The organism is Cupriavidus sp. 05T41 (genome assembly GCF_056396525.1).
Window position 1 is genome coordinate 1 of sequence record NZ_JBFTLQ010000168.1, and the last position, 5,450, is coordinate 5,450.

At 56.8% G+C, this 5,450-nt stretch carries 6 protein-coding genes; all 6 read left to right on the top strand.

Annotated elements, in window-relative coordinates; translation table 11 throughout:
* Positions 1-417 (top strand): DUF6708 domain-containing protein (locus AC1DKV_RS39955; RefSeq protein ID WP_477139696.1); only part of this gene is annotated, 417 nt, incomplete at its 5' end.
* Between the two features lie 204 nt (positions 418-621).
* Complete coding sequence (locus AC1DKV_RS39960; protein WP_477139697.1) at positions 622-852, top strand: contractile injection system protein, VgrG/Pvc8 family; 231 nt, start codon at positions 622-624, stop codon at positions 850-852.
* A gap of 576 nt (positions 853-1,428) precedes the next feature.
* Entirely contained in the window at positions 1,429-3,615 is a 2,187-nt protein-coding gene (locus AC1DKV_RS39965; RefSeq protein ID WP_477139698.1) for a hypothetical protein, read from the top strand.
* A 52-nt stretch (positions 3,616-3,667) separates the two neighbouring features.
* Positions 3,668-4,090: a lysozyme inhibitor LprI family protein gene (locus AC1DKV_RS39970; protein ID WP_441650424.1), complete on the top strand. Its 423-nt coding sequence runs from the start codon at positions 3,668-3,670 to the stop codon at positions 4,088-4,090.
* 189 nt (positions 4,091-4,279) lie between these two features.
* Entirely contained in the window at positions 4,280-4,534 is a 255-nt protein-coding gene (locus tag AC1DKV_RS39975) for a DUF5991 domain-containing protein (RefSeq protein ID WP_477139700.1), read from the top strand.
* A 364-nt stretch (positions 4,535-4,898) separates the two neighbouring features.
* Positions 4,899-5,450 (top strand): hypothetical protein (locus tag AC1DKV_RS39980; protein WP_477139699.1); only part of this gene is annotated, 552 nt, incomplete at its 3' end.

Here is a 5,450-nt window from a genome sequence, read left to right on the forward strand (position 1 = left end):
GCGGAGGCGGAGTGGGAGTTCATCCGCCGCTACATGAACGAGGGCGGCCTGTCGGCCGTCCCGAAGCCGCGCATCAGCTCGCAACTGCCGTTGCCGTGGCAAGCCTTCATCGCGCAGTTCGAGGCCTTGGGGCCCTTCCTGCGCGAAGGCGGTCCCCTCATCTGGGTCGGCTGCCTGATGATTTCGCCGGCTTTCATCATCCTCGGCTTGTCGCACTGGGCATCGCTGCTGCTGTGCTGGCGACCGCGCTGGCCCAAAGTCATCCGCGAGGCCGGCCTGCCGGGCAAGCCCATACCCGCCTTGTCCACTGCCGACAACTACCCGCCAGACATCCGCGAGCAGCTATTGGCMAACGCGCACCGCTGGGCCGTGCGTCCTGGTCGGCGCCCAGATCGCAAGCACGTCGCAAAGACGTAATGGAGATAGCATGGCACGCCAATCCGACCTGCGCTTCACCTTCGCCGTCGTCGGCGGGGTGGACTTTGAGGTCATCGCGTTCGATCTCGACGAAGCCCTCTMCGAGACCTTCCACCTCGACGTGCAGTTGGCCGACCCCGACCTCGACTTCGCTACCATCCCGACCGGCCCGCCCTGCTCACCCTCTGGCGTGGCGACGAACCGGTGCGCCATGTCCATGGGCTGGTCAGCAGCTTCGAGCAAGGCGACACCGGCTTTCGCCGCACGCGCTACCGCGCCGTGGTCGAACCCGCCCTCGCCCGCCTGCGCCTGTCCTCCGACTGGCGCATCTTCCAGACCCTCTCCGTAGCCCAGATCCTCCAGAACGTACTCAAGGCCCACGGCCTGGCTGCCCGCTACGAACAGATCTTCCTCTCCTTCTCGGGCGATGCGTAAGCGCACGGAGTAACTATGCCTTCGTTCCCAATATTCAAGTTTCCGTTCAAAAACAAAGCCGGCAAGGAGGTGCGCGACGCCGCGCTCTACTACAMGGCGCTCAGCCTKGCCGACAACGGCTTCTAYCCGCTGGGSCCCTCCGGCGTGCATTGCGGCATTCACTACGTSCAGGCGATGGCCAACACGCTGTCGCTKGACGAAGGCATGGGYGCCATYGCCAARGGCGAKGTCRTYGCYTAYCARGTCAACCGCGACTAYCCCACCGTCCCCGGCATSSCGAMAGTGCCCATGWCCAACGGYTCRGYGCAGRCRCCRTTYAGCASCGGCTTCGTCCTCACYCGCCACACMCTCGAATACCCGGCSGGCAACAMGCTGACCTACTTCTGYCTGGCCATGCACCTGCGCTCGTTYARYGACTACGAGCGMCTGGGYGCCARGGTCAAGCGYCCSGACTACTGGCCGGCAACGGCCTACCGCGTAACGCAGAAAGCGAGCKACAAACAAGCGTCCCCCCAGAAAGACAAGCAAGGAAGCCCCAAACAGTCCACCGCGACCAGCGCAACCGATCCGGTAGTCGTGGGGGTGCGCATCTGTTCGCAGCCGAATCCCAAGGGCGTCGTCCTCGGCATCCTGCCCCGTGGCGCTCGCATTACCGCCGCCCAACGCAGCGCGGACAAGCACTGGGTCAAGATCAGCAGTGTGCTGGAGGGCAAGATCGCCCCGCCGTCCACGGCACAGCTGGAGCCATTGGCCGGGGCCGCACAGGGTTGKGTGCTGCTCGCGTACCTGGAGGCCCAGGGCAAGGCCCCCGAGGCCTTCGACAGCGTGGTCACGCCCGCGTCCGCCATCGCCATCAAGGCCGGCGCTTTGCTCGGCCACCTGGGCGAATACCGGCGAATCAAGGACCCTGGCCAGGACAGGGTAATTCTGCATCACGAGATCATTGTCGGCCCCGAATTGAGAAGCTTCCTCGACAAGAGCCGGGCGGCTGCGGCGTCGGCCAAATTGCAGGAGAAGACACTGCTGCGTATCGCGCCGAACGCCAAGCTGCGCAATGTTGCACTCGCCGAACCCCAGGCCGGCTTACTGGCCGCCAACACCGTGGTGGAACTGGACGGTACCCCGCATGAGGATGCCCTCTACGTGAAGGTCAAACCGATCCAGACCATGCAATGGATCGAGCGCAAGCCGGTACTGCCCAAGGGGGCCAAGGGGACCGGGGATGCACTGCCCAAAGGGGCGACGGACGCGAAGCTGTTCCGCCACAGCAATGGCACGCCTTACGCGGCGAAAGATATCGTCCGCCCACCGAAACAGGGCACCGCCGGCAAGCAGGGGGCCACGCTCTTTCGGGGCATTCTGCTTGCCGCAGCCAGCAGCGAACCGGTCTGGATGACAAAACAGGCATTCAATGCCCTATACGCCTTGGAAAAAGGCAAGTTGCTGGTGGCCGACCTTGCACAGGGCTGGTCAAGCTTTCCACTGACCTTTGTCGACAATGGTCCCGCCAACGGCCCGTATCCTCAACGCTTCGACACGACAGTATTGGAGCAGGCCAGGCCGCTCACGCGCGACCCCAGCCAGCCACCGACCGTCTATGCCATGGACGAAGCCGGCAAGCGCTGGTGGCAAGTGCAGATCAGCGACGACACCACCACCGCTATCGGCTGGGCCGGGGAAGCCGGCCACGCCGGCGTCAGCCTGCACTCCCCGCACGAATGGGTGGACTTCCAACTCATTGAATCCAAGCCMAAGGGCGAAGGCTACGGCAACATCTTCACCACCCTCGACCAGATGACCGCGTTTCAGGGCGGCGAGTTGGCCCTCAACGACGCCCAGCTCGACGAACCCATGCGCAAGGTCTTTGCCAGCCTCGATACCACCCCCGATCACCGGCTGACACTAGGCGAACTGCAGGCGGCCCAGCGCAGCCGCTGCAAGCTCGGCGAACTATCACGCCTGATCATTCGCTATCCGAGCGAGTGGAAGGCCGACCCGGCGAGTTGGAACGCCTGGGACAAGAACGTGCCGCCCTCCGCTCAGCCCGCCTGGCAGAGCGAGAAGGCGCGCATTGCCAAGCTGATGTGGTGGGACGATGTAGCGGGAAAAGTGGAGAGATTCCCCACGGATCCGTTCGTGTTTCATATTCATCCAGTAGCGCTGGCCGGGAACTTCTMAGGCCTCACCGCCAGACTGGAAAGATTAATCCGAGAAATCGGTGACATTATTTCTGATGGCGAAGGCGGGTACGAATCTTATAATAGCGGAACCAAAGATGTTCCTGACGGGAAAGTTGGGCATTCATACATGAGCCCTCCGCCCGGCACAGTAACGGGAAAAACCATTGATCAGATCATTTCGACCGATTCCTCATCTGGAACTGACACCAATAGACTCTTTGCAACAGGAAAGTACCAAACCACCATCTCAACCCTGAAACTAGCGAAAACATCAATAGCACTCACGGGAGCAGAGAAATACGACGCCAATATGCAGGAGCGCGTTTTTAGCGAGTTMCTTCTGGACAAAGCCGGTGGAGGAGCATTGTMGGATTTCATAAAAAATGGGAAAGGCACAATCGACGATGCACTGTATGCGGCAGCGAAGGAATGGGCATCGATAGCAGCCCCAAATGGAAGGACCATAAGTAATGGAACAATCTCGAACGGGACATCATCCTATCATCAGTCCGCAGCGAACAGCGCATCCACGAATTCGACAAATAAACTAAGATCAATTCTAAAAGAAATATCCGAAAACTGACCCCCTCCAATTTAACCAGCATTGACGCATCGATATTACCAAATAATTAACTATGCGACCACTAAAAATTACATCTACAATATCATTAATTTATTTAATCTCATATATTTATTCTGTCACCGCTCACGCTCAAGACCGACATTTCTCAAACGAGTTCTCAACTTGCACGAAGGATGCCAAGGGAATCAACGACCAATCTGAATGCGTAACAAAAGAGATTTCTTTTCAAAAGAAACGCCTTAATGAAAATTACTCAAAAGTCGCCAAGACACTGGCACCTGAAGACAGGGAATATATGGACAAGATACAGCGCGACTGGATTAGATGGCGAGATGGCAACTACAACTTCCTAGCGGAGCATGTGGCCGGCGAATTCACCACCACGAGAGTCACGAGCCTCAACTTCCTGCTGAACGCAATATACGATCGTGCAAACGAGATGAAAATGATTCTTGATCAGACCGGCAAAAAATAAGCTCATCGCACCAGACAAGAGAACTTCGAGCACACCGAAATTCAGCGATGAGAATTACCGACTCCACCGCCAGAAAATMTTTCCCAATTATCGTTTGCGTGACCCTTACCAAGACCACCAACAGTCAAGACAAGAAAGGATCACTGATTACCTGCAAATAACCACCCCTATATTCGCGATCAAAATCATATCTCCTGGCAAGGATTCCAGCAAGATCAGAAAATAATGTGCACCACAAAAGCAATCGGGAACAAGATAAATATTTTATTTTTTAAATTTTCCGACGGAAAAACCATCAACCAATATGGTGTCGCACCGTACTMACCACATGAGTGTCTGCTCTCACTACATAAGGACGATGGAGACCTAGTACCCAAATGGGGAAAGAATTTCTCACCGCCAGGAGTGAAAAAATCAGATCACTATTTTCGCAAGCAGCCTTAACCCCTCTTCCTTTAAGGCGGTGTGCAAGCACCCACTTGGATAGAAATGCACAAATTGTAAGGGGCAGGTGAGCAACCATGGTCCATCGCTAATGAGGCTCCCCCTCAAGGCCAGTCAAGKTGTCCAGATGAAGATACGATCCCCTTCCCCAATGCGGCCTACGTTTGCCAACGCCCAGCGGAAATGGCGCCTGTTTCGCTCGGCAAGTACGACCCTACCGCTAGAGCCCGATCCGAGTGTTAAACCGACCATTACTACCCTTCGTTCGAGCGAACATTGCATAGTGCTGATAGCGGATACTCTTCAGCGAAACGACACAACTATATCGTGGCACATGGGGGCGCTTATTATTTTTGGCGCTTTTATGATCATTGGTGTCGGACTGTTGCAGTCAAACACGGATTCACCACTCCCGTTTGGTTCCGCCGCGACACTCCCGATCGCGTATCTATTGATAATTAGTTTATCACGCATTCTGAGTTATCGCCTTCGCTATCGCAGTTCGACTGTGCGGGTCGATCGCAGGGCGCGAAGGATTTACTTCGTCCCGTATCCGGATGAAAGTCCTGATTCCCTTTGGATTCTCGATTGGGACGAGTTGTTGGCCATCGATTACTATCGAGGCAAAGGCCAGGGCTATCTATATCTTGTTGGATACACGTCAAATCTAACGGAACGCGAACTTGTCAAAGTTCCCATCATCGGGGCTCATATCGGCTATTACAATGAATCAACGTGGACATGGTTGCAACGGTATATGGCGGGAGACCCAAACCTCCCGCCCCCCACCGTGGAATCGCCACCACGCAGCTCGCGCGATGTACTGCTGCGTTACGGCGGTCGCTGGGTGCTCGCCTCCTTCACMGATCCAAAGCGCCGCTGGTGGCTACCGCTCACCCTCTGGGTGGACCTGGTC

Excerpts from the sequence above, each read along its gene's own strand:
- AC1DKV_RS39970 (WP_441650424.1), top strand. The coding sequence starts at position 3,668 with ATGCGACCACTAAAAATTACATCTACAATATCATTAATTTATTTAATC.